Below are 5,298 nucleotides of genomic sequence, written 5' to 3' on the forward strand. Positions count from 1 at the left end.
ATTAACCGGGTATATTCAACACTGAAGCATCTGTGATTGCAACGCGCAAAGCACTGGGTGTTAACAACTAGGCTTTATGGGCAAGGCTTAAGGGCAAGGCTTAAGGGCGGGGCTTAAAGTGCAAGCCGCAAAGGCCATACCGACTACACGAAGCAATTACTCACCCGAGCAACATACTAGGCAAGCAATTACCCAGCCGGGCAATAACTTAGCCAAGCAATAAAACAGCCGATGAATTTTGGCCCGTACTCAAATAAGCAACCCAGCTGCGCTTATATAAAAAAGGCTCAGATTATCACAACCTGAGCCTCGCTCTTTTATCAGCATAACACTGAGTTTATTGCTTATTTAAGTATATGTTTAACACTATCAAGCTAGTGCAGCAAACACGGCATCGCGAATATCTTCGACGCTGCCAACCCCTGCAATATACTGATAGCTTGGCGCTGTTGCACCTTCAAGATTTTTATAAAAGCCAACCAGTGGTGCTGTTTGTTGATGATAGACCTCTAAACGCTTGCGCACGGTTGCCTCGGCATCATCTTCACGCTGAATCAATGGCTCACCAGTGACGTCATCTTTGCCCTCTTGCTTGGGCGGATTATAGACTAGGTGATAGGTGCGACCGGATGCTGGGTGTACACGTCGACCCGACATACGCTTAATAATTTCATCATCGGCAACGTCAATTTCTACCACCGCATCAAGCTCGACATTGGCTGCTACCAAGGCCTCGGCTTGCGGAATAGTGCGCGGAAAACCATCAAACAAGAAACCATTTGCACAGTCTGATTCAGCAATGCGTTCTTGCACCAGCGCGATAATAATATCGTCTGAAACCAGACCGCCAGATGCCATCACATCTTTAACCTGCAGCCCCAACGGGGTTTCATTTTTAATCGCCGCGCGCAGCATGTCGCCGGTCGATATTTGCGGAATATTATACTTATCACAAATAAATTGCGCTTGTGTGCCTTTACCGGCGCCGGGCGCTCCCAATAGGATAAGACGCATGATACAAACTCCTCAACATGCTCAGTCAATGACAGCAACTGATTTCAATAATGGCGTCGCATAGGCCATGCCTGAGGCCTGATATTTTAAGAATCGGCAACCATACCTGCTTGCGATTAGGCAGACAAGTCTAATTTCGAGATTTAGCGTGATTTAAAGCTGGCTAGCTATGCTGTAGCTACAAAGTCGCTGAAATACTGAGCAGATCACGACTCTGGCTGTCGCTTAGCCTGCTCCCACAGGCTGTCCATTTCGACCAGACTCGCTTGCTCAAGACTTGTGCCCTGCTGAGCTAGCTGCGCCTCGATATAGCCAAAGCGCCGCATAAATTTTTGATTGGCTTGCTCTAGCAGACTTTCAGCGTCGGCCTGCAGATGCCGTGCAACATTGACACAGCTGAAGATCAGATCGGCTAGCTCTTGCTCTGATGCAGCTGCATCTTGCGTATCGAGGGCCTGTTTAAGCTCAGCCAGCTCCTCATCAATTTTGCTTAAAGCAGCTACTGCATTCGGCCAGTCGAAGCCAATATTGGCGGCGCGCTTTTGAATTTTTTGCGCCCGCTTCAGCGCCGGTAATGCACGCGGCAGATCATCAAAAAAACCCGCGGACTGCTGCTGCAGCTGGGCTTTTTCGGCACGCTCTTCGGCTTTAATCTGTTCCCACTGACGTTTCACTTCAGCTTCGCTCACAGGTTCACTGTGCTCGGCATACAGTTCACGATCAGGGAATACATGCGGGTGGCGACGAATCAGCTTTTCACACAGCACATGCACGATATCGGCAAATTGAAAGCTGCCCTCTTCTTTGGCCAACTGGGCGTAAAAAATCACTTGAAACAGTACGTCACCCAGTTCTTCTAACACCTGTTGATCAGCCTTGCCATTGTGGGCAAAACTTTGCTGCAGCGCATCGACCAGCTCATAGGCTTCTTCGATAGTGGAGTCGTTAATAGAAATCAGCGTTTGTTTGAGGTCCCAAGGGCAGCCGGTATCTGGCTTGCGCAAGCGCGCCATCAAATAATTTAGATCGTCAATGGTATACATAGTTTGCGTGCTGGGTACTCGAGATTGTTGGCCTAAACGTGACTATTTCGAGGCATATAATCACAGTAAACTGTCGCCGACCAAACGATTAACCGAAATAATATTCGGCATATGACTAATTTTAGCCATGATGCGGCTTAGCCAGTCGATACCTTCAACTTCTATAGTAAGCTGCATATCGGCGGTATTTTCACTGGTATTGGATAGCGTTTTAATCGCTAACACATTTACTTTTTCGTTCGCTAACATTGAGGTTATATCTGATAAAAGCCTTGGCCTATCATACGCCACAATCGCGATATCCACTGGCCAGGTTTTAGCCGCCTGCGCCGCAAAGCTTACTTCGATAATGCGCTCGGGGTGTTTATCACAGAGGTGTAAAAACTGCGGGCAATCTTGGCGGTGCACCGACACGCCACGACCTACTGTAACAAAGCCGCCAATATCGTCACCTAGCACCGGCTGACAACAGCTGGCCATTTGCGTCAGCATATTACCGGTGCCGGATACTTCAACGCTATTGTCTTGCCGCGCTACTTGGCGGCTGCGCGTATGCCACTGCGGCGATAGTTCAAACTGGGTGGCACCACTCGACTCCAGCAGCTGCTGTGCAAGGCGCACGATTTGGCCGGTACCCTTATCACCGGCACCAACGCTTGCATACATATCGTCAACAATGGCAAAGCCTAGCTCGGTAGCAATGACCTTTACATCGACTCCGGTTAAGGCCAGACGTTTAAATTCTTTATCCAGCAGCGCTTTACCGGTAGCAATATTTTTTGACCGATCTTGCTTTTTAAACCAGGCCTTTACTTTGGCGCGAGCGCGCGAGGTTTTGATATAGCCAAGCGTTGGTCGCAGCCATTCGCGCGAAGGCTCAGGCTCTGAGCCAGTAATCACCTCAACCTGTTGCCCATTTTCAAGGCTATGCGTTAACGGCACAATACGACCGTTAACTTTTGCCCCGCGGGTTCTGTGCCCAATTTCAGTGTGTACGCGGTAGGCAAAATCCAGCGGCGTGGCGTCTTGACTTAACTCGACCACATGGCCCTGAGGGGTAAATACATAGATTTTATCTTGCTTAACCTGCTCAAGTTCAACAGATAGGCTACTGCTGTCTTCTTCTTGCTCATCTAACACCTGCTTTAACCAGGCGATTTTTTCTTCGTAGCCAGCACTGCTGGCAGCGTCGGCACCTTTATACTGCCAATGTGCGCAAACCCCAAATTCGGCCTCTTCATGCATATCAAAGGTGCGTATTTGGATTTCAACAACTTTGCCGCCCTCACCAAATACCGCAGTATGCAGCGAGCGATAGCCGTTTTCTTTTGGCAGCGCTATGTAGTCGTCAAATTCGTTCGGGATGGCACGCCACAGCGTATGCACAATACCGAGCACGGTATAACAGTCGCGGATCTCTTTGACCAAAATGCGCACGGCTCGAATATCGTAGATTTGCGAGAAGTCGAGTTTTTTGCGCTGCATTTTGCGCCAGATGCTATAAATATGCTTTACCCGACCATTCACTTGCCCTTCAATGCGGGCATCGATTAACTCGGTGTCGAGTTGTTGAATCACATTATCGATATACTGCTGACGTTCGAGGCGGCGCTCATCCAGCTGATGGGCAATGCGCTTATATTCGTCGGGGTGCAAATAGCGAAAGCTAAGGTCTTCTAGCTCCCACTTGATATGGCCAATACCTAAGCGATGCGCCAAAGGTGCATATACCTCAAACACCTCTTTCGCCACCTTGTGACGACGGCTGGCATTGTTTTTAACTTCTCGAATTGCACAGGTACGCTCTGCCAGCTTGATTAACGCTACCCGCACGTCGTCAACCATAGCCACCAACATTTTACGCATATGCTCAGGCTGCGCTTCTTTCGAGCCAAGCACCTGCTCTTCAAATACCGCATCGGAGGATGATAAGGCGGCCATTTGCAGCACCCCGCCAATCAATTTTGCCACCATCGCAGGGTATTCAGCTTGAATTTGCGCCAGCTCAATAAAGCCGTCGCGCACCGCGCGATAGAGCAGCGCAGCACTGAGTGTATCAACATCGAGGTTTAAGTCGGCTAATAGTTCGGCCATTTCTAAGCCGGTGTAAAAGCAGCTATAGCGCTCGCCCCAAGAATCACCCAGCGATGACAGATGACCGTGATATTGCTGCGCTGTAAATGCGGCTTGCTCAAGCAGCGCCTGAGCACTGGGGTTAAGCTGGTCGGCGATAGGCAAACGACCTATCCAAGCAGCAATATCGACGCCACCGTCATGCTGCAAGGGGTATTCATCTCGAACTTGAACCATAGTCAGCTCTTTCTCATTGCGCTCAGCATCAATAGATAATCTCTGAGCAAATAGCCTGTATTCGTACTAATCCATTAGTGAGGCGACTGAAACACGCCAGTCGACAGATAGCGATCTCCGCGATCGCAAATAATCGCGACAATCACCGCATTTTCGCAGTCTTTTGCCACTTCCAAAGCGCCAGCAATTGAACCGCCCGATGATACGCCACAAAACAAACCTTCTTCCTTGGCTAGCCGACGCATGGTCTGTTCTGCTGCGTCTTGGTGTATATCGATAATTCGGTCGACCCGCTGCGGCTGATAAATTTTGGGTAAATACGCTTGCGGCCAGCGACGAATTCCCGGAATCGAAGCCCCCTCAGCAGGCTGTAGGCCAATAATTTGCACTTCAGGATTCTGCGCTTTTAAGTATTGCGAGTTGCCCATAATCGTGCCCGTGGTGCCCATAGAGCTGACAAAGTGCGTGACTTTACCACCGGTTTGCTGCCAAATTTCGGGGCCAGTGCCTTGATAATGTGCCAAGGGATTGTCCTGATTGGCAAACTGATTCAGCACCAAGCCCTTGCCTTCGGCTTGCATTTTTAATGCCAGATCGCGCGCGCCTTCCATACCCTCTGCTTGGCTCACCTCGATCAGTTCGGCACCGTAAGCAGACATCGATTGTTTACGTTCAGCGCTCATATGATCGGGCATAATCAGCACCATGCGGTAACCCTTCATCGCCGCTACCATCGCCAGCGCGATACCGGTATTGCCGCTGGTCGCCTCAATCAGGGTATCGCCGGGTTTGATATCGCCGCGCGACTCAGCATACTGAATCATGCTTAGCGCCGGCCGGTCTTTCACCGAGCCGGCAGGATTATTGCCCTCGAGCTTGGCTAAGATGATATTGTTGTTGCCAGCGTTGATTCGCTGCAGGCGAATTAACG

Annotated in this window: 4 protein-coding genes; all 4 read right to left on the bottom strand. The window is 49.9% G+C overall.

Annotated elements, in window-relative coordinates; genetic code table 11:
• Positions 1 to 369 precede the first annotated feature (369 nt).
• On the bottom strand, positions 370 to 1,014 hold the full coding sequence (gene adk / locus HRU21_11310; GenBank protein ID NRA42876.1) for an adenylate kinase: 645 nt from the start codon (positions 1,012 to 1,014) through the stop codon (positions 370 to 372).
• 206 nt (positions 1,015 to 1,220) lie between these two features.
• Positions 1,221 to 2,057: a nucleoside triphosphate pyrophosphohydrolase gene (mazG, locus tag HRU21_11315; protein NRA42877.1), complete on the bottom strand. Its 837-nt coding sequence runs from the start codon at positions 2,055 to 2,057 to the stop codon at positions 1,221 to 1,223.
• A 60-nt stretch (positions 2,058 to 2,117) separates the two neighbouring features.
• The gene (gene relA, locus HRU21_11320) at positions 2,118 to 4,367 is read right to left on the bottom strand and encodes a GTP diphosphokinase (GenBank protein ID NRA42878.1); all 2,250 of its coding nucleotides are present in this window, start codon (positions 4,365 to 4,367) and stop codon (positions 2,118 to 2,120) included.
• A gap of 74 nt (positions 4,368 to 4,441) precedes the next feature.
• Positions 4,442 to 5,298: cysteine synthase CysM (gene cysM, locus HRU21_11325; protein ID NRA42879.1), on the bottom strand; the 857-nt coding region annotated here is incomplete at its 5' end.

Source organism: Pseudomonadales bacterium, assembly GCA_013215025.1.
Classification (GTDB): Bacteria; Pseudomonadota; Gammaproteobacteria; order Pseudomonadales; family DT-91; genus DT-91.

Bases quoted from the DNA above. Each gene is read 5' to 3' on its own strand.
- adk (NRA42876.1), bottom strand. From the start codon at position 1,014: ATGCGTCTTATCCTATTGGGAGCGCCCGGCGCCGGTAAAGGCACACAA.
- mazG (NRA42877.1), bottom strand. From the start codon at position 2,057: ATGTATACCATTGACGATCTAAATTATTTGATGGCGCGCTTGCGCAAG.
- relA (NRA42878.1), bottom strand. From the start codon at position 4,367: ATGGTTCAAGTTCGAGATGAATACCCCTTGCAGCATGACGGTGGCGTC.